Source organism: Streptomyces sp. NPDC021749, assembly GCF_040640655.1.
GTDB lineage: Bacteria > Actinomycetota > Actinomycetes > Streptomycetales > Streptomycetaceae > Streptomyces.
This window is the reverse complement of sequence record NZ_JBFACE010000005.1, coordinates 62201-85183: the sequence shown is the minus strand read 5'-3', so window position 1 is coordinate 85183 and position 22983 is coordinate 62201. Positions and strand designations below refer to the sequence as shown.

Sequence of the window (22983 nt, the reverse complement as noted above, 5' to 3'; positions counted from 1 at the left end):
CTAGCATCTCGGTCGCGGTGCTCGGAAATCGCTTCCGTTGCTGGTCAGCGGAGGAGCGGCCGGTGTGGTGCGAGTCACTCGTTGGCCGCGCGGGGGCGGTCCTCGTCCTCGTACTGGTCGAAGAGCGGGGTGCGGCCGCGGGTGCGGCGGCCGGGGGCGGGGCGGTCCTGCTGGAGGGTGTCGGGCTGGGGGTGTTCGGAGGCGGCGCTGGAGCGGGCGGAGCTCCAGGCGTCCTCGGCGTCGAGGTCGACGTGGCTGGTGGCGCGCGGGGCGACCGGGGCGGTGACGTAGGTGGGGAGCGGGACCGGGACGGGGTCCCAGCTGCCGGCGGCGGGGCGCGGGCGCTCGCGTTCGCGCTGCTGGTCGACCCACTCGGCGTGGTCGGTCTCCTCCACCACGGCGCGGCGGCCGGCGGTGGGGGAAGGGCGGGAGGGGGCTGCCGCGCGGGGCGCCTCCGGGGCGGCGTCGGCCGGGTGCTCGGTGCGGGCGTCGACGGGGTGCTCCGGGCGGGCGTCGGCGGGCGGCTGGTCGGCGGCCTGGCGGGGGCGGCGGCCCTCGCGCAGGCGCTGGGCCGCGGCCTCCGCGCGGCGCTGGTCCATGGTGAAGGTGAAGCGGCGGCGCTCCTGGGCGCGCAGGTAAATGATGTACGCGGTCAGGAGGAGGGCGGGGATGGCGGGCGCCCAGAGGAAGGGGGTGCCGCCGACGGCCGCGACGATGGCGCCGGTGGTGAAGGTGAGGAACAGGATGGTGATGGTGCGCCGGCGGCGGGCGAGCACCTTGGCGCGCTTGGTCCGCTCGGTGAGCGAGGGCCGCGGCGGGCTGGACTGCACGCGGGTGGGCGGAGCCTCGGATTCCTCGGCGGGGGCGGGGTCGGCGAAGGGCCCGGCGTCCTCGCCGGCCAGGGCGTCCGGGTCCAGGTCGTCGTCCGCCTCGTCGGCCGGGTATTCCCCGCGCTCCCGGTCGTAGCGACGCTGCATGGCCGCGCGTCCGGACAGCAGCCGGATGGCGGTGCTGAAGCGCTCGGTCGGACGGGCCTCGTTGAGCTCGTCCTGTCTACGGAGCCACATCGGCACCAAGTAGGCGGCCCAGGCCCCGACGATGACTGCGTAGATGAGGCCGCTGCTTCTCACAACTCACACGGTAGAGGGGTTTGCAGGGGGCCATCCGCCAATTGGGCCGGTGTGTCGCACGATCTGGCTGATATCTCGAACTTTTTTGTGATGGTAGAGATCCGTACCCGCCCCCATCCGGCCAATGAGGGATTACATTCGAACGTTTATTTTATTTGTGGGGTGCGCCAGGGGCGGTGCCGGGCCTGCTGGGTTTCCCCCGCCGCCAGCGGTTGAGCAGGCCCTCGGGTACTTCTTCCGCGGTGAGCGCGTAAACCGCGTGGTCGCGCCAGGCGCCGTCGATGTGGAGGTAGCGCGGGCGCAGGCCTTCCTCGCGAAAACCGAGCTTTTCCACCACCCGCCGGCTCGGGGCGTTCTCCGGGCGAATGCAGACCTCGATGCGGTGCAGTCCGACGGTGCGGAAGCAGTGGTCGACGGCGAGCGCCACGGCGGTCGGAATGACACCGCGCCCGGCGACCTCCTGGTCGACCCAGTAGCCGATATGGCCCGAGCACATCGAGCCCCAGGTGATGCCGGCGACGGTGAGTTGCCCGACGAGGCGGCCCTGGTATTCCACGACGAACGGGAGCATCCGGCCGGCGTGCGCCTCCGCGCGCAGATGGCGGACCATCTGCCGGTAGGTGGGCCGGTGCGGCGGGATGAGACCGGGCGGGGGCGGCGGAACGGTGGCTTCCCAGGGGCGCAGCCAGTCGCGGTTGCGGCGGTTGACCTCGCGCCAGGCCCGTTGGTCGCGCAGCTTTATGGGGCGGAGGGTGATCTCACCGTCCGTCAGGACCACGGGCCAGGGCGCGTTCAGCTCGGGCTCCCGGAGGGTCTGGGGTGATCGCCGCCGCGGATCTGGTCGACGGCGTGCGGCAGCAGGTCGGCCAGTACGGCGAGGCCGTCGCGGACCCCGCCGGAGGAGCCGGGGAGGTTGACGATCAGGGTCGTGCCGGCGACGCCGGCGAGGCCGCGGGAGAGCGCCGCGGTGGGCACCTTGGCGCGGCCGGCGGCGCGGATCGCCTCGGGGATGCCGGGGACCTCGTAGTCCAGGACCCGGGCGGTGGCCTCGGGGGTGCGGTCGGTGGGCGAGATACCGGTACCGCCGGTGGTGAGGACGACGGCGTACCGCGACGAGTCGACGGCCCGGCGCAGGGCGGCCTCGACCGGGTCGCCGTCGGGGACGACCTCGGGGCCGTCGACCTCGAAGCCCATGGCGGTCAGGCCCTCGGCGAGCAGCGGGCCGCCCTTGTCCTCGTAGACGCCGGCCGCGGCGCGGTTGGAGGCGGTGACGACCAGGGCACGGGCGGTGGTCATGACCGGCTCCAGTCGCCGGACTTGCCGCCGGTCTTCTCCTCGACGCGGATGTCGGAGATCACCGCGGCCTTGTCGACCGCCTTGATCATGTCCACGACGGTGAGGGCGGCGACGGAGACGGCGGTGAGCGCCTCCATCTCGACGCCGGTGCGGTCGGTGGTCTTGACGGTGGCGGTGATCTCCACGGCCTCGTCGGTGACGGCGAGGTCGACCTTCACGCCGGAGACGGCCAGCGGATGGCAGAGCGGGATCAGCTCGGGGGTCCGCTTGGCGCCCATGATCCCGGCGATCCGGGCGGTGGCCAGGGCGTCGCCCTTGGGCATGCCCTCGCCCCGCAGCAGCTCGATGACCTGCGCTGACACCAGCACCCGGCCGCGGGCGCGGGCGGTGCGGGCGGTGACGTCCTTGGCCGAGACGTCGACCATCCGGGCCGCGCCCGCCGCGTCGAGGTGGGTGAGGTGTTGCTGGCCGCTGCTCATCGTTCTCCCGGTCCAAACTGCCGCCTGTGGGACGACACCGTACCTCCGGCGGCCGCGGGGCACCCGGTACGGGTTTTCGGGGACCGGTTATCCGAGCGGGAGGACGTCCACGTCGGCTCCCTCGGGGACCTCGGTGGTGTCCTCGGGGACGACGATCAGTGCGTCGGCGTGCGCCATGGCCTTGATGAGGTGGGAGCCGGCGCCGCCGACCGGGGTGACGGTGCCGGCGTCGGCGTCGTAGGAGCCGCGCAGGAACTGCCGCTTGCCCTTGGGCGAGGAGGTCAGGGCGGCGGTGCAGCGGGCCCTGGTCGTCGGGCGGTGGACGTCCGGCAGGCCCATCAGGGCGCGGATGACCGGGCGGACGAACAGCTCGAAGGAGACGTAGCTGCTGACGGGGTTGCCGGGCAGGGCCAGCAGCGGGATGCGGTCGGGGCCGATGAGGCCGAAGCCCTGGGGCTTGCCGGGCTGCATGGCGAGCTTGCGGAACTCGACCTTTCCCTCGTCGGCGGAGAGGCCGGCCAGGGTCTCCTTGACCACGTCGTACGCGCCGACGCTGACGCCGCCGCTGGTGACGAGGACGTCGGCCCGGATGAGCTGGTCCTCCAGGGTGGCGCGCAGGGTTTCGGCGTCGTCGGCGACCGCGCCGACGCGGTAGGCGAGGGCGCCGGCGGCCCGGGCCGCGGCGGTGAGCTGGAAGCTGTTGGAATCGTGGATCTGGCCGGGGCCCAACGCCTCGCCGGGCTGGACGAGTTCGCTGCCGGTGGAGACCACCACCACCCGGGGGCGCGGGCGGACCCGGACCGTACCGCGGCCGAGGGCGGCGAGCAGGCCGATCTGGGACGGGCCGAGGAAGGTGCCGGCCCGCAGCGCGAGCTCGCCTTCGGTGACGTCGCTGCCGCGGGCGCGGATGTGGGCGCCGGCCGGGGCCGGGCGGTGGATGCGGACCTGGCCGCCGGCGTCCTCGGGGGCGGCGCTGGCCGCCCGCATCGTGGCGGCCGGGCCCGCTCCGGCGCCGCCGTCGGTCCATTCGACGGGGACGACGGCCTCGGCGCCGGGCGGGAGGGGGGCGCCGGTCATGATGCGGGCCGCCTGGCCGGGGCCGACCTCGGGGAGCTCACCGCTGCCGGCCGCGACGTCGCCGATGACGGTGAGGGTGACCGGGGCGGCCTCGGTGGCCTGCGCGACGTCCGCGGTGCGGACCGCGTAGCCGTCCATGGAGCTGTTGTCGAAGGGCGGCAGGGGGACGGTGACGGTGACGTCCTCGACCAGGACGCAGCCCTGGGCGTCGAGGAGCTGCAGCTCGATCGGGTCCAGCGGGGCGATCTTCGCCAGGACATCGTCGAGGTGCTCGGCCACCGACCAGACGCGGTCCGGGTGGCTGGTCTGGCCGGTGGCGTGGTTCAACGTCCTACATCTCCTCGGTGACGTAACTGCGAAGCCAGGCCCGGAAGTCGGGGCCCAGGTCTTCACGTTCGCATGCGAGTCTGACAATGGCACGCAGATAGTCGCCACGGTCACCGGTGTCATAGCGCCGGCCCTTGAAGACGACGCCGTGCACCGGGCCGCCGAGCGACGGGTCGGCGGCGAGCGCCTGGAGGGCGTCGGTGAGCTGGATCTCGCCGCCGCGGCCGGGGTCGGTCTTGCGCAGCACCTCGAAGACGGCCGGGTCGAGGACGTAGCGGCCGATGATCGCGAGGTTGCTGGGCGCCTCGGACGGGTCGGGCTTCTCGACCAGGTCGGAGACGGTGACCACGTCGTCGTCGCCGGTGGGGGCGGCGGCCGCGCAGCCGTAGAGGTGGATCTGCGCCGGGTCGACCTCCATGAGGGCGATGACCGAGCCGCCGTACTGTTCCTGCACCTCGACCATGCGGGCCAGCAGGGGGTCGCGGGGGTCGATGAGGTCGTCACCGAGGAGCACGGCGAAGGGCTGGTCGCCGACGTGGGGCGCGGCGCACAGCACGGCGTGGCCGAGGCCCTTGGGGTCGCCCTGGCGGACGTAGTGCATGGTCGCGAGGTCGCTGGATTCCTGGACCTTGGCGAGCCGGGACTCGTCGCCCTTGCGGTGCAGGGCCTCTTCGAGTTCGTAGTTGCGGTCGAAGTGGTCCTCAAGGGGGCGCTTGTTGCGACCGGTGACCATCAGGACGTCGGAGAGCCCGGCGGCGGCGGCCTCCTCCACCACGTACTGGATGGCGGGCTTGTCGACGACCGGGAGCATCTCCTTGGGTGTGGCCTTCGTAGCGGGGAGAAACCGGGTGCCGAGGCCGGCTGCCGGAATGACAGCCTTGCTGATCCGTGTGTGCGATGGAGTCATGCGCGACACCATAACCGGCCCATTCGGAACGATGATGAGGGTCCGGTGAATAGAGCATGAGAGCGGGAGCAAGGGCGCACAGTGAGCAAGCAGCACGATAGGAAACGAAGGTTGCGGCGGGATCTCCAGGAGGTAAGGAGATCGTTGCCCCCGGATGTCCTCGCGGCGGCGGGCGAGGCACTGGCCCGACGGACCCTGGAGCTGGAGGAGTTGGCGCCGTTCCTCGCCCCGCCGACGCCCGGCGAGGCGGCCGGTGAAGCGCCCGGTGAAGCGGCCGGTGCGGCGCCCGCTGAGGCGGCCGCCCGCCGGCCGACGGTGGCGGCGTACGTGTCGATGGGCTCGGAACCGCCCACCGGGGCGCTGCTGGACCGGCTGCGGGACGCGGGGGTGCGGGTGCTGCTGCCGGTGCTGATGCCGGACAACGACCTCGACTGGGCGCCGTACGAGGGCGCCGACCGTCTGGTGCCGGCGGGCTGGGGGCTGCACGAGCCGGCCGGTGAGCGGCTGGGCCCGCAGGCGGTCGCGCAGGCGGACGTGGTGCTGCTGCCGGGGCTGGCGGTGGACCGCGACGGGGTGCGGCTGGGCCGCGGCGGCGGCTCGTACGACCGGGTGCTGGAGCGGCTGGACCGGGCCGGGGCGCCGGCGCACCTGGTGGTGCTGCTGTTCGACGCGGAGGTGCTGGACGAGGTGCCGGCCGAGCCGCACGACCGGCGGGTGCACGCCGCGGTGACCCCGTCGGGGGTGCACCGCTTCCGGCACTGAGCCCGGCGGGCCGCCGGATTCCCGGCGGCGCCCCACCCCGGGCCGGCCGGCTCCACGTCGCGCGCCCGGCCCCGGCCCGCCGGCTCCCCCGTCCCGGCCCGCCGGACCGGGCCCGAACGCCGCCGGGCGGGCCGGAGGATCGTCCCGTGGGAGATCTCCGGCCCGCCCGGCGGCTCGTTGCGGCGGCGGCCTTACGGCGACAGCGTCAGGGAGTCCTTGCCGGCCTTCTTGACGGCGTCCTCGCTGTACGCCCAGGGCAGCAGCTCGCCCTTGGCCCACTTGTCGGTCTGGTCGTAGTAGTGGGTGTCGTAGGCGTGCCCGGAGGCGCCGGTGAGGTTGATCCAGCGGGACTTGTCGAGGTCGGCGAGGTTGACGATCATCCGCATGGACGGGACCCAGGTGACCTTGTAGCCGCCGGCCGCGTTCCAGCCGGTGGCGTCGACCGCGGCCTCACCGCCACCGACGTTCCACGGGCCGCGGTTGAACAGGCCCTGCAGTATCCCGGGGCCGTCGGTGCCCAGGGTCTGGTTCTTGAGGAACATCTGGTGCAGCCGGCCCCAGGTCCAGTTGTCGATGTTCTTGCCCAGTTTGGAGGTCAGCTCGTAGCGGGCGTCCTTCATGGCGTGCGCGAGGAGCTGGTCGCGGTTCTTGTCGCCGGGGCGGCCGGGCCGGTCCTCGGTCTTCCACCAGGCGTTGCCGGGGTCGTCGAGGATGTTGCGGACGACCTCGTACCAGCGGTCGCCGCCGTCGGGCTGCGCGGTGTCGCCGGCCCGCTCGCCGCATTCGCGGACGTACTTGTCATTCTCGTCGGCGGGGCCGGTCTCGTCGGCCGGGCGGACGGTGAGGCACTGGCCCTCGGGGCGCAGCGCCTTGGGCATCTTGTTGCCGAAGGCGAGCTTGAGGGTGTTGCGCCAGACGGCGTTGAAGTAGGCGGCCGCGGCGGAGTCGGGCTCCTGGGTGAAGTCCCAGCCCTCCAGCAGCTGCTGGGCGTCGCGGACGTACTTGTCCTTTATGTCGATCTTGGTGAGGTAGGGCGTCAGCAGCCGGGCGATCTCACTGCTGTTGTCCTTCTGGAAGGCCTGCATGTCGACGGTGGAGACCTTGCCGCCGTCCTTGATCTTCGACTGGATCAGGTCGTTGATCCGCTGGCTGCGGGAGCCGTAGCCCCAGTCCTTGGTGATCAGGTACGGGTACTTCTCGTCGACGACGGCCTGGTTGGCGGTGACGATGTAGCCGCGCTGGGGGTTGTACTCGTACGGCAGGGCGCTCTGCGGGATGTAGCCCCGCCACTGGTAGCGCGGGTCCCAGCCGGGCGCCGGGTAGGTGCCGTCGAAGTGGCCGTCGCCCTTGCCGCGGACCGGGATCCGGCCGGGCGCCTGGTAGCCGATGTTGCCCTTGGTGTCGGCGTAGATCAGGTTCTGCGAGGGCACCTCGAAGTGCGCGGCGGCCTTGCGGAAGCCGGTCCAGTCCTTGGCGCGGTTGAGCTCGAAGACGGCGTCCATGGAGCGGCCGGGGTCGAGCGCGGTCCAGCGGAGCGAGACGGCGTAGCCGTCGCCGCGGTCCGGGGCGGTGTTGCCCACGGGGGCGTCCTTGCCGACGTTGCCGAGTTCGTCGTCGCGGTCGGAGACGATCGGCCCGTTCTTGGTGGACCGGACGGTGATCTGCCGGCTCTCACCGCCGGCGACCTTGATGGTCTCCTTGCGCGTGAGGAACGGCCGCTGCTTGTTGTCGTAGAGGTAGCCGTCGGCGCTGACCTTCTCCAGGTACAGGTCGGTGACGTCGGCGCCGAGGTTGGTCATGCCCCAGGAGATGTCCTGGTTGTGGCCGATGACGACGCCGGGCATCCCGGAGAAGGTGAAGCCGGAGACGTCGTAGCCGCACTTGGGGCCGGAGTTACGGCAGTGCAGGCCCATCTGGTACCAGAGCGAGGGCATCTGCGGTGCCAGGTGCGGGTCGTTGGCGAGCAGCGGCTTGCCGGTGGTGGTGTGGGCGCCGGAGACGACCCAGGAGTTGGAGCCGATGCCGTTGCCGTTGGGGCCGAGCAGCGCCGGGACGTCGTTGACCTTCTTTGACAGCGAGGACAGCTGGGACGTGAGGCCGGGGACCGTGCCGCCGGGGCCGGCCGGGGTGGCGTTGGCCGAGCCCTTGGGCGTGAACTTCTTGGTGGCCGGGTCGACCGCACCGCCGTCCACGATCGGCTTGTTCCGCTTGTACGGGTACGCCGGGTACAGCCCGGCGATCTGCTGCGGGGTGAAGCGGCTGGTCATCAGGGACCGGTCGATCTCCTCCTGCATGTTGCCGCGCAGGTCCCAGGCCATCGCCTTGAGCCAGGCCACCGAGTCGGCCGGCGTCCACTTCTCGGGCTTGTAGTCGTTCTCCAGGTCCAGCGCCGCGTACTCCAGGGAGAGTGCCGAGCCCTCGTGGTCCTTGAGGTAGGCGTTGACTCCGGCGGAGTAGGCCTGGAGGTACTTCTTGGTGCTGGGCGAGAGCTTGGTGTCGTACTCCTGCTGCGCGGTCCGGTGCCAGCCCAGCGTGCGCAGGAACTCATCGGTCTTGACCTGGCCCTTGCCGAACATCTCGGACAGCCGGCCGGCGGTCATGTGGCGCCGGACGTCCATCTCCCAGAAGCGGTCCTGGGCCTGGACGTAGCCCTGGGCGCGGAAGAGGTCCTCGTCGGTGTCGGCGTAGATCTGCGGGATGCCGTTGGCATCGCGGACGACGTCCACCGGGTCGGACAGGCCCGGGAGTTTGAGTGAGCCGGTGGTCTGCGGGAACGAGGCTCGGACGGTGCTGACTCCCCAGAACGCGCCGCAGCCGATGCCCGCCACGAGCAGCAGCACGACCGTGATGGCGACGAGGCGGCCGCGCCGCCCCTTCTTCTTCCTGGGGACTGGGCCGGACTTGTTGGCGGGCATCTCTGTCCTTCGAGGGGCAGGGTGGGAGTGCTGGAGCAACCATAGGCGCACGGGTTCGCCGACCCCTACGCGGAGTCACCGCCAGCACCCCAAACCTTCAAGTAATGGTAAATTGTTAGTCTCAGTAACTAGATACGGTAAGGAAAGAGCGCTCAAAGACCACCCCCGGCCCATCGTTTCGGACCCGTGCGAGGAAGGACCAGCTCCTGACTGTCCACCACCTCAATGAACTCCTGCTGCTCTGCTCGCTCGTGCTGCTCGTCGCGGTCGCCGCAGTACGGCTCTCCTCGCGCAGCGGGCTCCCCAGCCTGCTCATCTACCTGGGGATAGGCATCGCCATAGGGCAGGACGGCCTCGGCGGGGTCGTCTTCGACGACGCCGAGCTGACCCAACTCATGGGCTACGCCGCGCTGGTCGTGATCCTCGCCGAGGGTGGTCTGGGCACCAAATGGAAAGAGATCAAGCCGGCACTGCCCAAGGCGGCGGTGCTGTCGACGGTCGGCGTCGCGGTGAGCGTGGGGGTCACCGCGGCCGGAGCGCACTACCTCGCCGGGCTCGGCTGGCGGCAGGCGCTGCTGATCGGCGCCGTGGTCTCGTCCACGGACGCCGCGGCGGTCTTCTCCGTCCTGCGCAGCGTGCCGCTGCCCGCCCGGCTGACGGGTGTCCTCGAAGCGGAGTCCGGCTTCAACGACGCCCCGGTGGTCATCCTGGTCGTCGCCTTCTCCACCGCGGGACCGGTCGACCACTGGTACGTCCTCCTCGGCAAGATCACCCTGGAGCTGGCGATCGGCGCCGCGCTCGGCCTGGCGATCGGCTGGCTCGGCGCCTACGGCATGCGGCACGTGGCGCTGCCGGCCTCCGGCCTCTACCCCATCGCCGTCATGGCCATCGCGGTCGCCGCCTACGCCGCCGGCGCCCTGGCGCACGGCTCGGGCTTCCTCGCCGTCTATCTGGCCGCGATGATCCTCGGCAACGCCAAGCTGCCGCACGCCCCGGCCACCCGCGGCTTCGCCGAGGGGCTCGGCTGGCTCGGCCAGATCGGCATGTTCGTCCTGCTGGGCCTGCTGGTCACCCCGCACAACCTCCTCGACGACGTGGTGCCGGCCCTGGTCATCGGCATGATCCTCACCCTCGTCGCCCGCCCGACGTCGGTGTTCGTCTCGCTGCTGCCGTTCCGGGTGCCCTGGCGGGAGAAGGCCCTGCTGTCGTGGGCCGGCCTGCGCGGCGCGGTCCCCATCGTGCTGGCCACCATCCCGATGGTGAGCGCCGTCCCCGGCAGCGAGGGCGTCTTCAACATCGTCTTCGTCCTCGTCGTGGTCTACACCCTGATCCAGGGGCCGACCCTGCCCTGGCTCGCCCGGCACCTCCGGCTGGGCGACGGCGAGGAGCCCGCCGACCTGGGCATCGAGTCCGCACCACTGGAGCGGCTGCGCGGCCATCTGCTGTCGACGTCCATCGGGCCGGGCTCCCGGATGCACGGCGTCGAGGTCGGCGAACTGCGGATGCCGGCGGGCGCCGCGGTCACCCTCGTCGTCCGGGACGGCTCCAGTTTCGTGCCCTCCCCGACGACCGTGCTGCGGCGCGGCGACGAGCTGCTGGTGGTCGCCACGGACCCGGTGCGCGACGCGGCCGAGCGGCGACTGCAGGCGGTCTCCCAGGGCGGCAAGCTGGCCGGCTGGCTGGGCACCGGCGCCGCCCCGCGGCGGCGCGGCCACGGCTGGCACTGACGCCGGTACACCGGCATGGCGGGCTTCCCCCGAATGTGGCGGACATCTCCAAGAAACCCAAGGAAAAGCGGCTGGAGCTCTGACCAATCCCAGGGCCCCAGCCGCTGGGACCTGTACAATCAAGAAGGAACAACGACGAACCACCTCTGCCTGATGCAGAGCTGGCGCGACCGCTCGGCGGCCGCGGTCCCCTGCCACCTGCAGCCACCCTCTCGGGGTGCGGACCACGCGGTATCACTCGGTCCAGCGCGAGAGGACAGCTCTCGGCGCGTACCCGTGACGACCTCGCGGACGACGCGCTACCAGGCGGCAGAAAGGCCCGGCCGTGGCATCCGCGGTCAAGCAATCCCGTCCCGGTTACGGACAACTGCTCCGCACCCCTGGTGCGTGGACCTTCCTCCTGCCCGGCTTCCTGGCCCGGCAGCCGTTCGCGATGCTGACCATCGGCATCGTCCTGCTCGTCCAGTCCACCACCGGCTCCTACGGCACCGCCGGCGCGGTCTCGGCCACCACCGGCGTCTCGATGGCGCTGTTCGCCCCGCAGAGCGGCAAGCTCGCCGACCGTTTCGGCCAGCGCGCGGTGCTGATCCCCGGCATCCTCGTGCACACCGCCGGCGTCGCGGCGCTGATCAGCCTGGCCCTGGCGCACGCCCCCCTGTGGGCGCTGCTCGCCGTGGCCGTCCCCACGGGCGCCTCGACTCCGCAGGTCGGCCCGATGGTGCGGGCCCGCTGGGCGGCCCGGCTCGGCGGCAGCCCGCTGATGCCGACGGCGGCCGCCTTCGAGTCGGTCACCGACGAGTTCACTTTCGTGGTCGGCCCGGTCCTGGCGACCGCGCTGTGCACCGGCATCCACCCGGCCGCCGGCCTGGTCGCCGAGGCCGCGCTGACCCTGGCCGGCGGCCTGCTCTTCGCCTCCCAGCGCCGTACCCAGCCGGCCGTCCACCGGGCGCAGGCCGACGACCGCCCGCGCGTCTCGGCCCTGTCGGTCCCCGGCGTCCGCGTCCTGATCGTGGCGTTCCTCGGCATCGGCGCCGTCTTCGGCGGCATGCAGGTCTCGCTGACCGCGTTCACGCAGTCCATCGGCCAGCCCGGCATCAACGGCCTGCTCTACGGCATCTTCGCCGGCGGCAACATGCTCGCCGGGATCGTCTGCGGTGCCGTCGCCTGGAAGGTCGGCCCGCGCCGCCGGCTGCTGGTCGCCTACGGGCTGCTGGCGCTGGCCACCACCCCGCTGTGGGCGGTGACCGCGGTACCGCTGCTGGGCGCCGTCGGCCTGGTCGTCGGCCTCTGCATCGCCCCCGCCCTGATCACCGGCTACACCCTGGTCGAGTCCCTGGTCCCGGCCGCCGCCCGCACCGAGGCCTTCACCTGGCTGACCGGCGCGGTCGCCCTGGGCCAGGCCGCTGCCGCCACCTCCGCCGGCCAGCTCACCGACCGCTTCGGCCCCAGCAGCGGCTTCCTGGTCCCCCTGGCCGGCACCGCCCTGGCCCTGGTGGTCCTGCTGGCCCTCCGCGCCCACCTGCTGCCGCGCACCTCGTCCGTGGTGACCGGGTCGGACCTGCCGGGCACGGCGCCGGAGACCGGCACGGACACGGACTCTGCGACGGAGACCGGCACGGCGACCGGGGACCGCGGGCGGGAGCTGGCGAACGCCTGACGGGACGGACCTCGGGCGGGAGCCGGCGAACGCCCTCGGGCTTCCGTTGCGGACAGGCCCCGGACGTGGGGTCGGTCACCGTCTGCCCGGTCGCAGTGGACTGACGCGCCGGAATACTGCAATATGGAGCGTCGTTAGCACTCATCGAGTGAGAGTGCCAGGAGGAAGTCAAGTGCCGACCTACCAGTACCAGTGCACCGCGTGCGGCGAGGGCCTTGAGGCGGTGCAGAAGTTCACCGACGACGCGCTTACGGAGTGCCCCAGCTGCAACGGACGCCTCAAGAAGGTGTTCTCCGCGGTCGGCATCGTCTTCAAGGGCTCCGGCTTCTACCGCAACGACAGCCGCGGCTCGTCGTCCAGCAGCAGCCCCGCGAAGAGCTCCTCCTCGTCGAGCACGACGTCGTCCTCGGACTCCGCCAGCTCCTCGTCGAGCAGCTCCGACAGCAAGCCGGCCGCCACGTCGTCCACCGGCAGCGCGTCGAGCACCAGCTCCGCGGCCTGACCGGAAGCACCGGCAGCACAAACATCCCCGGACCCCGCCGTCACCGGATGGCGGGGTCCGCTGTATGTCCACTTCGGGGGGGCGGAGCCTGCCGTGTGACCGCTCCGGGAGTAGGGCCTGGTACATGCGCGCCTCCGGGGGACGGAGCCGGCTGCGCGTCCGCTCCGGGGGTGAGGCCTGTTACTCATCCGCTTCCGAGGACGGCAGTCATCGCGCTGGCCGGCCCCGCTAAGGTGACCGCCATGGCTGACGCGGAAATAGGCGTAATCGGCGGTTCGGGCTTCTACTCCTTCCTCGACGACGTGACCGAGATCACCGTCGATACCCCCTACGGTCGCCCCAGCGACTCGGTGTTCCTCGGCGAGATCGCCGGCCGCCAGGTCGCCTTCCTCCCCCGGCACGGCCGCGAGCACCGTCTCCCGCCGCACCGCATCAACTACCGCGCCAACCTGTGGGCGCTGCGCTCGCTCGGCGTACGTCAGGTCCTCGGCCCGTGCGCGGTCGGCGGGCTGCGCCCCGAATACGGCCCCGGCACACTGCTGGTACCCGACCAGCTCGTGGACCGCACCAAGGCCCGCGTCCAGACCTACTTCGACGGCGAGCCGCTGCCCGACGGGAGCGTCCCCAACGTCGTCCACCTGACGTTCGCCGACCCGTACTGCCCCGCCGGCCGCCAGGCCGCCCTCGCCGCCGCCCGCGGCCGCGACTGGGAGCCGGTCGACGGCGGCACGCTCGTCGTCATCGAGGGCCCGCGCTTCTCGACCCGCGCCGAATCCCGCTGGCATGCCGCTCAGGGCTGGTCGGTGGTCGGCATGACCGGCCACCCCGAGGCCGTCCTGGCCCGCGAACTGAGCCTCTGCTACACCTCGTTGACCCTGGTCACCGACCTGGACGCGGGCACCGAGACCGGCGACGGCGTCTCCCACGAGGAAGTCCTCCAGGTCTTCGCCCAGAACGTCGGACGGCTTCGCGAGGTCCTCTTCGACGCGGTCGCCGCCCTGCCGCAGACCACCGACCGCACCTGCGTCTGCGCCGACGCCCACGCGGGCTGGGACCTGGGCATCGAACTGCCGTAAGGCGCCTGGAACTGCCGTAGGGCGCCTGACGGGCCGGGGCCCCTGGAGCCGTGAGACGCCGGGCCGGCCGGGCCCTCTGGGGCCATAAGACGCCGGCCGGGGAGGCGCCGGACGCGGCCGCCTTGCCCCGGCCCGTCCCCGTCCCCATCCCCGTCCGTCCTGCTCTCGTCCCCCACCCGAGTGGCGAAGTTATCCACATCCCGGAGCTTCTCCACAGGCCTCAGCAGGTACGGGCGCGATACGGCACGGTGGTCCTCGCCGATTCCACCAGGCTCATCCGGCCTCTCAAACCAGAGCCGAGAAGAGCCCCTCACCCAGGCGGTACCACCATGCCCACCACGCCGTACTCCCCGCTGACCACTCCCTCTGCTGGTCTCTCCTCCGCTCTCCCGTCGCCACCGCTCCCCACTCCCCCACGGTGTGAAGTGCCCCACTTTCCACCGGTACGGCCCGGCGGCGGCAGACGTGGATGGGGCCGGGCCGGGCCGCGCCGGATGCTGATCGCCGGTCTGGCGATGGCCGCCGCAGCACTGGCCGGTGCGGCCTCGTACGGAGCCGTACGAGCCTTACCCGCGACGGGCTGCCCGTCGGCGGCGGCCCTGGGAGGGCGGTAGCCATGCCCAAAGATCGAGTGGCTTCTCCGTACACCGCCCGCGAGACTGCTGCGAGCGGCGGGGCACCTGCCGCGGGAGACCGGGGCCGGTTACGTCGGTCGCGCCAACGGTGGCGTGCCGCCCGCACCGGAACCGCCGGACCGCTCCACCGGACGAAACCGAAGCCCTTCCGCCAGCCCCGCACTGACGCACTGGCCGATCGCTGGTTCGTACTGCCCGGCTGGACATCTCTGCCGTGCCCTGCCGTAAGTTGCGGTGCTGATTGTTCGTGCACCGTCCGTGGTGAGCGTCGTGAGCGTGGAAAGAGGCTGTCAGGTGAGCGAGAGCAAGGGCGTCCTGCAGGGGTTCAAGGATTTCCTGATGCGGGGCAACGTCATCGAACTCGCGGTCGCGGTGGTCGTCGGTGCGGCCTTCACGAACATCGTGAACGCCGTGGTCAAGGGCGTGATCAACCCGATCGTCGGCGCTCTGGGCTCGCAGAACCTCGACAACTACAAGGCGTGCCTCACCACCTGCCACACGGACAAGAAGACGGGCGCGTTCACCGACGGCATCTACATCCTCTGGGGTTCGGTGCTCAGTGCCGCACTGACCTTCCTGATCACCGCCGCGGTCGTCTACTTCCTCATGATCCTTCCGATGAACAAGTGGAAGGAGCGCCAGGCGGCCAGGAAGGCGGTCGACAGCACCCCGCTCGCCCCGACCGAGGTCGAGCTGCTCACCGAGATCCGCGACGCCCTGATCGCCCAGCGCACCGCCTCTCCCGCCATCCCCTCCCCCACCTCCGGCACGATCGGCACCCAGAAGACCCGGGACTAGCGGGTCAGAGACGGCCGTCACCCCAGGCGTCCGCCCTAGAGGTCCCGGGCGCCTCAGAGGTGATGCGGCGGCTTCTCGTCGAGAAAGCGGGCGAGGTCGGTGGCACTGTCGCCACCGGCCGGTCGTTCGCCCCAGCCCCTGTCGGTGTCGTCCGAGGACTGCTGGCTCAGCGGGTCGTCGAAGATCAGAGCCGCGGCAGACTTGCGGTCCGGGCGCGGGGCCGCGGGCACGGGCGCAGACACGGCCTCGGAGACGGCCCCGGCCTCAGCGCCGGCCTCGGTCTCGGCGACGCCCGCCTCCGCACGGCCGCGGTCACTCTCGACCGCGCAGTCCGGGGCAGCAGAATCAGCCTGGGGCTCAGCGCCCCGCTCAGAATCAGGGGTGGTGCTCACCCCTCCAGAGTACGGGCGACCCGAACAAGGCCCCGCACGGCGATCCCCCGGCTCCTCCAGCGGCACACCGCCACGGCAACCTCCGGTCTCGCCCGGCCCGCCGCCACCCACCGATACCGCTTGCGTGCGTGGGCATCGCCTGCCGGGGCGCGCACGTTGCGTCGTCGCCCCGACCGGTCGGGCAGGGGCAGGTGGCTGCGTTCACGAGAACGGGAGTTGACCTCTTCGGGAGTCGCTCGCCCAGCCTCATCCATGATCAACGTCGATGAGTTCGGGAGTCACTACGGCCTTCGACCGCCGGGCATGACCGCTCGTCTTGTCCTCGCGGCCTGGTTTCTCGTGCGGTGCGGGTCGTGATCAGCAGTGCTGCGATGCACGCGGCGGCGAGGAGGATGCCGAAGCCGACTGTCAGAGCGGTGGTGTAACCGTGCACGGATGCCGCGGTCGACGTGGCGTTGCGCGATGACGCCAGGTATGTGGCCGAGGCGCTGGCTGCAAGGGTGTTGAGCAGTGCGGTCCCGAGCGCTGCTCCGAGTTGCTGGGAGGCGTTGTAGGCGGCCGATGCGGCTCCGATGTCGTGCCCGTGCATGTCCGCTGTGGCCAGGCTGGCGGTCGGGGGGATGACACAGCCAAGGCCGATCCCGGTGAGTACCAGGGCGGGTACCAGGTGAAGCGGCAGGACGTCCGTGCTGTGCGGTGTCAAACGGGTCAGGATGAGCATCCCGACGGCCGCGACGATCAGACCCGGCAGGATCAACGCCGCAGGCGCGACGCGTCCTTGCAGTTTCCCGGCGATGAATGTGGAGCCGAGCAAGGCAGCCACGGCGTTGATGATCAGCGTCAGGCCCGCCTGGACCGGCGAGTAGCCGAGGACGGTTTGCGTGTAGTAGCTCATGAACAGGTAAAAGCCGAACATCGCGACGAACATCAGGGTGATCGAGATGAGCGCACCCGCGCGAGCACGGTGCAGGAGTACACGCATCGGCAGTAGCGGGCGGGAGGCGCGGGCCTCGACGACAGCGAACGCGGCCAGCAACAGGGCACCAGCAGCCATCAATGCCAGTACCTTCGGTGAATCCCAGCCGAGCGGTTCGGCTTCGTTGAAGGCATAGGCCACAGCGGCGAAGCCCGCGGCGCTGAGCAGTGCGCCCGGAATGTCGAGCCGTCCGTCGCCACGGAGGGGGCGGTCCGGTGGCATGAACGTCGTGCCGAGCGCGGCGATCAGGGCGACAGGAACGTTGATGTACAGGCACCAGCGCCAGCTGGCGTACTCAGTGAGCAGTCCCCCCGTGACCAGACCGAGCGCTGATCCGGCTGCACCGACCGCGGCGAACACACCGAACGCCCGACCGCGGGCGCGCGGCTCGGTGAACGTCGTGGTCAACAACGACAATCCCGCGGGTGCGAGCGCGGCGCCGAAGGCGCCCTGCAGGGCCCGGGCTCCGAACAGCATCTCGGGATTCACGGCGGCCCCGCCCAGCGCGGACGAGGCGGCGAAGCCGGCCAGGCCGATGATGAACGTGCGCCGGTGGCCGAGCGAACCGCTGATTCTGCCGCCGATCAACAACAGCCCGCCGAAGGCCAGGGCATACGCGGTGATCGCCCATTGTCGGCTCGCGTCAGATATGCCCAGCGCGCTCTGCGCGGAGGGCAGCGCGATATTCACGATCGTCCCGTCCAGAACCACGAGGAGCTGGGCCACGCTCACCGCTAACAGGACCCACCACCGCCGCTGTGCGGAGCCTGGTCCTGCCGCGGTGTCGCGGGTCTCGACGTCCGGCTCCGCAGCGGGCGGTTCGATGTCTCGAGCAGTCATACCTGCAAGTGTTTCGTTGAAGTGGCCCCGGAGACTTTTCCTCCCTTCCGAGCGACAGCTCAGGGCCGATACGCGGGTAGCCCTCAACCGCTGCTTGAACCTGGTGCCCTCTCATGGCGACTGACGGGGCGGTGTGAGCCGCCTCTCCCCGTCAGCGGGTCCGAATCCCGCCGGCACCGCGGCCGACCAGGACCGCGTTTCCACCATCGGGCGACGCCGTTCTCTAGTGGCCCTTGTCGTGGGTGGGTATGGGGCGCGGGCGCTGGCCGCCGTTGGGGCGGGTCGGCGGGCTCTGCGAGGCGTGGCTGCGTTTGTGGGGGCGGGTCCGGTCGGTGCTGCCGGGAAGGGCGTGGCGAGCCGGTGCGGATGATGAGCGAGGGGAGGACATGGGAGCTGGTCACCTTTCCTCGTAGGCGAATCGCTGGCGGTGCCGGCCGGTTCGGTCGCGCATGCGGGGCCACGGGAAAGAGCCGGCGCACGCGATGACGAGGACGGCGGCGAGGTCGACGCCGTGGAACATGCCGCAGGCGACGGTCGGCGTCGGCGTCGGCGTCGGCGTCGGAGGAATTGACGTCCAGGACTTCCGGGACCGAGAGCCGCATTCCGTAGCCCGGCCGGCGCCGGTCGATGCGGTGAACGTGAACCGCCCCCAGATGAGCGGGCAGGCGATCAGAGCGGTGAACAGGCAGCCCGGGGAGGGGAGTTGGAGGGTGGGCCGGCGGGCGGTGGGGCGGGCGCCGAGGAGCAGCGCGACGGTGGAGGCCGCGAGTGTGGCGCGGGCGATCGCCGTTGATCTGGTCGGCGACGCCTCCCGCCCGGGCGCCCCGGGACGGATGGTCGCCTTGCTGCCGCCAGTTGCCGTAGGCAGCCCGGTTGGCGCGGACGCCCCGGTTGCGTTATGTGCCTCGGTCCCGTCCGGGGTGACGGACGGGTCGGATGGGGCGGCGTCTGGGGGTCGGGGCACGAGGCCACGCTAAGCAGCTACGGGGCAGTTCGCTCGTTTTGCGACCTCGGCGGGTGACGTACCCAGCGACCTACTCGGTCGTAAGCGGTGACGCGCTCGGTCGTACGCGGTGACCTACTCGGTCCCTACGGGCAGGCCGGTGTGCGTCCCTGCAGGGCCTCGTGCCACCACAGGTCGCGGCCCGGCTTCCAGGACACCGGCCGGGAGCAGCGGTTCACCACCAGGACCCTCTGCACCGGCGTCTCCCCCGACGCGGTGGCGCGCGCCAGTGCGTGGTCGAGCAGCGGTTTCACCGGCCGTACCGCCCCGTCCCAGAACGCCGCGTCCGCCGTGATCACCACTCGTGCCGACGACTCCCGCGTACGCGCGACGAGTTCGGGCACCGTCAGGGAGACCGGCAGGGTCGTACGAATCGCCTCCAGCCGACCGCAGGCGAGCGTGGCGATCACGGATTCCGGCACCAGCGGCAGATGCACCGCGACCCGGTCACCGGCCCGGACCCCGAGCCGGGCGAGCGCGTCGGCGGCCCGTTCGGCCTGGTCCAGGAGCGCGCTGTGGGTGAGCTCTTCCAGGCGGCCCGGTTCCCCGCTCCAGGTGAGGGCGATCCGCGAGGAATCGGGCTCTTGTATTTCCCCGGCGGGGTCTGCATGCTTGGTGATCACACGGCGCAACATGCGGATCAGCATGGAGATCACCGATCAACGATCGCTGAACGTCCGCTGTACGGGGCTCCGCGCCCGCCCCTTCTCGCACCCAGGCCTCGTGCGCGAGCCTTGCAACCAAGGCAGTTGGCTCGCCCTCTGACGTCTCATGCGTCATGCGTCATGCTTCCTGCCCCGTTCCGGTGCGCTTCATCCCTCCTCTCCGCTTCCGTTTTCCGTTGCCTGCCGCGCGCGTCGCACAAGGTGTTGCACGAGGTGTTGCACGAGGCGCCGCATCAAGCGCGTCGCGTACGGCAGGGCGCCGTGAGAGGTGGTTCGTCCCTTCCCATGTCCATGTCCATGCCCACGCCCCGGTTCTCTTCCCTGTCGACGCGTCGGCAGGCCCGCTGGGCGCTGGCCGCCGTTGCGACCGGTGCCTTCTGCGTACAGCTGGATTCCTTCGCGCTGAATCCGGCGCTGCCCGTCATCCGAGCCGACTTGCACGGATCTGCGGCCGCCACCGCATGGGTCGTCAGCGGCTATCTCCTCGCCGCCGGTTCGCTGATGCCCGTCGCTGGCCGGCTCGGGGACCTCTACGGCCGGCGCCGGATGCTGCTCCTCGGGCTGGCGCTGTTCGCGGCGTCCGCCTCCCTCTGCGCGCTTGTGCCCTCACTGCCGCTCCTGGTGGCGGCGCGGGTGTTCCAAGGGGCGGGTGGTGCGTTGATCATGCCCACCGGGTTGGCGCTGCTGACGAACGTCTGCCCACCGGGCCGCGAGCAACGGGGGCGGGGGCCCGGCGGGCACCGGGCCATCGGTCGGGCGCTGGGCCTGGCCGGGGTGGCCACGGTCTGCGGGCCGCTCCTGGGCGGTGTGCTGGCCGCATGGGTCTCCTGGCGGGCCGTCTTCTGGCTCACCGTGCCGCTCGCCGTGGCCGCCGCGCTGTGTGCCCTGCGTGCGCCCGCCTCGCGCGCCTCCGACCCGCACCCCCTCGACCTCACCGGTGCGGTCACCGCCACCGGGGCGCTCGCCTGCCTGGCCCGCTGGTTGCAGCAGCCCGCAGAAGGGCTCTGGGCGGCCGCCGCTGCGCTGCTCGGCGCGCTGTTCGTACGGGCCGAACGCCGGGCGGCGGCACGGCAGCAACCCCTGGAGCGTCAGCTCCTGGAGCGCCGCCCCCTGAAGCATCAACCCCTGGAGCGCCGCCCCCTGGGGCATCACCCCCTGGAGGGTCAGCCCCTGAAGCATCAGTCCCTGGAGCGCCGCTCACCCGCGCCGCTGCTCGATCCGTCGCTGTTCCGCAACCGGCCGTACGTGACGCTGACCGCGGCCGGTGCGGTGGCCAACGCGGCGACGGTGGCGCTGCTGTACGTCCTGCCGCTGCTGCTGTCGCGGGGGCGGGGGTGGCCGGTGCCGGGCGCGGAACCGGCACTGCTCGCTGCGGCCGCTGCGCTGGCCGTCGGCGGTCCGCTGGCCGGCCGGGTGCGGCCCGCGGCGGCCGTACGGGTGATGACGCTCTGCCTGTTCACCGCGGGTGCGGCACTCTGCGCTCTCGGGTGGGCGGGAGCGGGAGTGGAGGCGGGGGCGAGGGGAGGCGCCGGATTCCCTGCGGAGGCCGCCGCCACCGTGGCCGCGGCGGCACTGGGTGTGGCCGGTGGGCTGGCCCTCACCGGCACCCAGACGGTGGTACGCCGCGAACGCGCCGGCGAGGCGTCCGGCGTGACCAAGGCGGTGATGACGGTCACGGCAGGCCTCGGTCTCACGGCCGGCGGCAGCGCGGGCCCGTCGCTGGTAATCCCGGCCGCTGCCTGTCTGGTTGCTGCCTGCCTGGTCGCGGCGGCGCTCGTACGCGTCCGCATACGGCGCCAGGGGCGGCAGTGACCGGTGGACAGCCGTCGGACTACGGGCCCAACGGCGTCCACGGTGCCACGACGCCCACAGTGCCCACGGCGTCCACGGCGCCCTCCGCGCCCACGGCGTCCACCGCGCCCGCGACGCCCAGCGCGTCCACCGGTGCCACAGGGCACGGTGTCCGCCGCTGCCGCCTCAGTTCCCGGCCATCGCCTCGTATCCCCCCACCACGTCGCACACATCCCCGAACCCGCGGGCCTCCAGGAGGGCCGCTGCGATCACCGAGCGGTTTCCGCTGCGGCAGTAGAGGATGACCGGGCGGGCCGGGTCCAGTTCGGTGATGCGGTCCGGGAGGGTGGCCAACGGGATGCTGCGGGCCCCCGGGAGCGCGCCAGCCGCGTACTCGGCGGGATTACGGACGTCCACCAGCTGGGCATGGGCGCATCGCTCGGGGCCCGTAACCGCACCTGCACCCGGACCGGCATCCGCACCCGCGCCCAGACCCGGGCCCGCACCCGCTCCCGCACCCGCACCCGCACCCAGCCCCGGCCCGGCACCCGTACTTGTGCCGCTGACGGCCAACTCGACCGAGTCCTTCAGGAGTTCCTCGGGGGTGATGCGGTGGCTGCGGCGGACGAGTTCCGGTTCCCGGTCCAATACGGCGGCCGGGTCGGGGAGATGGCCGAGGACGTGGTCGTAGCCGATGCGTGCGAGGCGCAGGCGGGCCTCCTGTGCCTTTCCCGGGTCGGCGAGCAGCACGATCGGTGTGCCCGGGGCGACCACGCTGCCCGCGTACTCCGCGAACCGCGTGTCCAGGCTCGTGTGCAGCGACCCCTTCAGATGCGCCCGGGTGTAGGCGGCCAGTGGCCGGCAGTCCAGCAGCACGGCCCCCTGCTGCGTGCGGGCCGCGAGAGCCTCCTCCAGGGTGAGGGCGGGCAGCTCGTCGGTCTCCAGGAGCGGGTGGCCGTCCCGGTTGAGGGCGGCGTCGTGGGCGAAGTAGCCGGGTGTCGCGGGTTGTTCGGCGGTGACCAGCCGTACGAAGTCGGTGACCGGCATGGGCTGCAGGGCGTAGTTGAAACGGCGCTGGTCCCCGATGGTGGAGCTGGTCTCGGTGGACAGGTTGCGGCCGCAGGCGGATCCGGCGCCGTGTGCGGGAAAGACCCGGGTCGCGTCCGGGAGCGTCAGGAGTTTGGTGTGCAGGGAGTGGTGCAGGCGTACGGCCATGTCGTGCGGGGAGTGGCCGGCGGCGGAGAGCAGGTCGGGGCGGCCGACGTCACCCACGAACAGGGTGTCGCCGGTGAGCACGCCGAACGGCACGGGGTCGTCGGGGTGTTCGTGCACGACCAGGCAGAGGGACTCCAGGGTGTGGCCGGGGGTGGCGAGCACGGTGAGGGTGACGCCTCCGCCCTTGCCCCCCTCCTGTGTCCTGGGCCCGTCCTGGGGCCCGCCTCTGCCGCTGTCCCCGATCGGGCGCCCGCCGTCATCACCCCTGCCCCCGTCCTGGGGCCCGCCTTCGCCCGAGTGCGCGCGTTTCCCCTCGCGCCCGTTCTTCTCCTCCCCGAGGAAGATGCGCTCGCCATCGCGTAACCGCCGTATGGGGAAGCCGGTTCGGGCGGCTTCGCCGAAGGCGATGGTGGCGCCGGTGGCACGGGCGAGTTCGAGGTGGCCGGAGAGGAAGTCGGCGTGTACGTGCGTCTCGATGACGAGCTCGATGTGCAGGCCGGCGGCGGCCGCGTCCCGGAGGTAGTCGTCGATGTCACGGCGCGGGTCGACGAGGACGGCGCGTCCGGTGGTCTCGTCACCGATCAGGTACGACGCCTGGGAGAGGCAGTCGAGGTAGTACTGCGTGAAGTGCACGGTCGGCCTCCAGGGGTGTACGCCCCGGGCGGCGGCTGAGGTCCGCTCGGGCGGGCGGGACGATGCGTTGTGCGGATGCACGGATGTACGTACATTAGGGAGCCGGGTTGGCGGGCGACAAGCCGGGGTTCCGGTGCGGTCACGCCGAATTGACCTGTCATCAGCAGATCCGTCCTGCCC

The 22983-nt window shown here is 71.9% G+C and carries 19 protein-coding genes; 7 read left to right on the top strand and 12 right to left on the bottom strand.

All coding sequences use genetic code 11. The features are described from left to right. Nucleotides 1-74: 74 nt before the first annotated feature. The 6 genes from AB0G35_RS06800 to galU all read right to left on the bottom strand — a co-directional run bounded on the left by AB0G35_RS06800 (nucleotide 75) and on the right by galU (nucleotide 5216). Nucleotides 75-1130 (bottom strand): hypothetical protein, encoded by a 1056-nt coding sequence (locus tag AB0G35_RS06800; protein ID WP_360944824.1) that lies wholly within the window; start codon nucleotides 1128-1130, stop codon nucleotides 75-77. 151 nt (nucleotides 1131-1281) lie between these two features. Then, complete coding sequence (locus tag AB0G35_RS06795) at nucleotides 1282-1908, bottom strand: GNAT family protein (RefSeq protein WP_360944821.1); 627 nt, start codon at nucleotides 1906-1908, stop codon at nucleotides 1282-1284. Between the two features lie 14 nt (nucleotides 1909-1922). Next, nucleotides 1923-2426, bottom strand: coding sequence for a MogA/MoaB family molybdenum cofactor biosynthesis protein (locus AB0G35_RS06790; RefSeq protein ID WP_360944818.1), 504 nt, complete (start codon nucleotides 2424-2426; stop codon nucleotides 1923-1925). After that, nucleotides 2423-2905, bottom strand: a complete 483-nt coding sequence (moaC, locus tag AB0G35_RS06785; RefSeq protein ID WP_360944815.1) for a cyclic pyranopterin monophosphate synthase MoaC — start codon at nucleotides 2903-2905, stop codon at nucleotides 2423-2425. Before moaC ends, AB0G35_RS06790 begins: the two co-directional genes overlap by 4 nt. A gap of 87 nt (nucleotides 2906-2992) precedes the next feature. Next, nucleotides 2993-4309, bottom strand: coding sequence for a gephyrin-like molybdotransferase Glp (gene glp, locus AB0G35_RS06780; protein ID WP_360944812.1), 1317 nt, complete (start codon nucleotides 4307-4309; stop codon nucleotides 2993-2995). Between the two features lie 4 nt (nucleotides 4310-4313). Then, nucleotides 4314-5216, bottom strand: coding sequence for a UTP--glucose-1-phosphate uridylyltransferase GalU (galU, locus tag AB0G35_RS06775; RefSeq protein ID WP_261950938.1), 903 nt, complete (start codon nucleotides 5214-5216; stop codon nucleotides 4314-4316). Between the two features lie 144 nt (nucleotides 5217-5360). On the opposite strand from galU, the gene AB0G35_RS06770 reads away from it, so the two are divergent. Then, nucleotides 5361-5978, top strand: a complete 618-nt coding sequence (locus AB0G35_RS06770) for a 5-formyltetrahydrofolate cyclo-ligase (RefSeq protein ID WP_360944809.1) — start codon at nucleotides 5361-5363, stop codon at nucleotides 5976-5978. A 191-nt stretch (nucleotides 5979-6169) separates the two neighbouring features. On the opposite strand, the gene AB0G35_RS06765 is transcribed toward AB0G35_RS06770, so the two are convergent. After that, a complete protein-coding gene (locus AB0G35_RS06765) occupies nucleotides 6170-8893 on the bottom strand; it encodes a penicillin acylase family protein (RefSeq protein ID WP_360944806.1) in 2724 nt (907 codons plus the stop codon). A gap of 206 nt (nucleotides 8894-9099) precedes the next feature. Between AB0G35_RS06765 and AB0G35_RS06760 the strand changes: the two genes are divergently transcribed. From AB0G35_RS06760 to mscL, 5 genes are all read left to right on the top strand, one after another. Next, on the top strand, nucleotides 9100-10620 hold the full coding sequence (locus tag AB0G35_RS06760; protein ID WP_360945324.1) for a potassium/proton antiporter: 1521 nt from the start codon (nucleotides 9100-9102) through the stop codon (nucleotides 10618-10620). A 325-nt stretch (nucleotides 10621-10945) separates the two neighbouring features. Beyond that, nucleotides 10946-12277: an MFS transporter gene (locus AB0G35_RS06755; RefSeq protein ID WP_360944803.1), complete on the top strand. Its 1332-nt coding sequence runs from the start codon at nucleotides 10946-10948 to the stop codon at nucleotides 12275-12277. Nucleotides 12278-12449: 172 nt separating this feature from the next. Further along, entirely contained in the window at nucleotides 12450-12779 is a 330-nt protein-coding gene (locus AB0G35_RS06750) for an FmdB family zinc ribbon protein (protein WP_360944800.1), read from the top strand. A gap of 242 nt (nucleotides 12780-13021) precedes the next feature. Continuing rightward, a complete protein-coding gene (locus AB0G35_RS06745) occupies nucleotides 13022-13855 on the top strand; it encodes an S-methyl-5'-thioadenosine phosphorylase (protein ID WP_360944797.1) in 834 nt (277 codons plus the stop codon). Between the two features lie 929 nt (nucleotides 13856-14784). Then, the gene (mscL, locus tag AB0G35_RS06740; RefSeq protein WP_360944794.1) at nucleotides 14785-15288 is read left to right on the top strand and encodes a large conductance mechanosensitive channel protein MscL; all 504 of its coding nucleotides are present in this window, start codon (nucleotides 14785-14787) and stop codon (nucleotides 15286-15288) included. A gap of 53 nt (nucleotides 15289-15341) precedes the next feature. Here mscL and AB0G35_RS06735 read toward each other — a convergent pair whose 3' ends face one another. From AB0G35_RS06735 to AB0G35_RS06720, 4 genes are all read right to left on the bottom strand, one after another. After that, on the bottom strand, nucleotides 15342-15530 hold the full coding sequence (locus tag AB0G35_RS06735; RefSeq protein WP_360945322.1) for a hypothetical protein: 189 nt from the start codon (nucleotides 15528-15530) through the stop codon (nucleotides 15342-15344). A gap of 406 nt (nucleotides 15531-15936) precedes the next feature. Beyond that, nucleotides 15937-17496: an MFS transporter gene (locus AB0G35_RS06730; RefSeq protein WP_360944791.1), complete on the bottom strand. Its 1560-nt coding sequence runs from the start codon at nucleotides 17494-17496 to the stop codon at nucleotides 15937-15939. A 397-nt stretch (nucleotides 17497-17893) separates the two neighbouring features. Beyond that, nucleotides 17894-18460, bottom strand: coding sequence for a hypothetical protein (locus AB0G35_RS06725; RefSeq protein ID WP_360944788.1), 567 nt, complete (start codon nucleotides 18458-18460; stop codon nucleotides 17894-17896). Nucleotides 18461-18585: 125 nt separating this feature from the next. After that, nucleotides 18586-19134 carry an AMP-binding protein gene (locus AB0G35_RS06720; protein ID WP_360944785.1) on the bottom strand — a complete coding sequence of 183 codons (549 nt, stop codon included), beginning with the start codon at nucleotides 19132-19134 and terminating at the stop codon, nucleotides 18586-18588. A 315-nt stretch (nucleotides 19135-19449) separates the two neighbouring features. On the opposite strand from AB0G35_RS06720, the gene AB0G35_RS06715 reads away from it, so the two are divergent. Then, nucleotides 19450-20976, top strand: a complete 1527-nt coding sequence (locus tag AB0G35_RS06715; protein WP_360944782.1) for an MFS transporter — start codon at nucleotides 19450-19452, stop codon at nucleotides 20974-20976. A 165-nt stretch (nucleotides 20977-21141) separates the two neighbouring features. Here AB0G35_RS06715 and AB0G35_RS06710 read toward each other — a convergent pair whose 3' ends face one another. After that, nucleotides 21142-22803, bottom strand: a complete 1662-nt coding sequence (locus tag AB0G35_RS06710; protein ID WP_360944779.1) for an MBL fold metallo-hydrolase — start codon at nucleotides 22801-22803, stop codon at nucleotides 21142-21144. Nucleotides 22804-22983 lie beyond the last annotated feature (180 nt).

Coding starts and splice junctions, on each gene's coding strand:
- AB0G35_RS06790 (WP_360944818.1), bottom strand. CDS start 2,426: ATGACCACCGCCCGTGCCCTGGTCGTCACCGCCTCCAACCGCGCCGCG.
- moaC (WP_360944815.1), bottom strand. CDS start 2,905: ATGAGCAGCGGCCAGCAACACCTCACCCACCTCGACGCGGCGGGCGCG.
- galU (WP_261950938.1), bottom strand. CDS start 5,216: ATGACTCCATCGCACACACGGATCAGCAAGGCTGTCATTCCGGCAGCC.
- AB0G35_RS06765 (WP_360944806.1), bottom strand. CDS start 8,893: ATGCCCGCCAACAAGTCCGGCCCAGTCCCCAGGAAGAAGAAGGGGCGG.
- AB0G35_RS06745 (WP_360944797.1), top strand. CDS start 13,022: ATGGCTGACGCGGAAATAGGCGTAATCGGCGGTTCGGGCTTCTACTCC.
- AB0G35_RS06730 (WP_360944791.1), bottom strand. CDS start 17,496: ATGACTGCTCGAGACATCGAACCGCCCGCTGCGGAGCCGGACGTCGAG.
- AB0G35_RS06720 (WP_360944785.1), bottom strand. CDS start 19,134: ATGTTGCGCCGTGTGATCACCAAGCATGCAGACCCCGCCGGGGAAATA.
- AB0G35_RS06715 (WP_360944782.1), top strand. CDS start 19,450: ATGTCCATGTCCATGCCCACGCCCCGGTTCTCTTCCCTGTCGACGCGT.